Raw genomic sequence first — 292 nt, 5'->3', positions numbered from 1 at the left:
GTCGGCTCGGACGGGTCCGTGGACGGCACCTCGGTTTCGGGTTCCGGCTCGGGCGGGGGATCGACGGTCGTCGGTTCCTCGCCACCCGAGTCGCCACCCGAGTCGCCACCGCCGGAATCACCGCCGGAATCACCGCCACCGGAGTTGCCCCCGCCGGGTCTGCCGCCACCCGAATCGACGCCACCCGCATCGACGCCACCCGTATCGACGCGCCCGGAGTTGCCTCCTCCCGACGACGCCTCGACGTACGGAGTGGGGACCGAACCCGCAGTGGGTGCTGCGCTCCAGGTAC

The 292-nt window shown here is 72.3% G+C and carries 1 pseudogene; it reads right to left on the bottom strand.

From position 1 onward, the window contains the following. Window positions 1-292: pseudogene (locus A2J02_RS28130) on the bottom strand (hypothetical protein); the annotation flags it as partial.

Origin of the sequence: Rhodococcus sp. EPR-147 (assembly GCF_001647185.1) — a bacterium.
Classification (GTDB): Bacteria; Actinomycetota; Actinomycetes; order Mycobacteriales; family Mycobacteriaceae; genus Rhodococcoides.
This window is presented reverse-complemented; position numbering and strand designations above follow the sequence as displayed.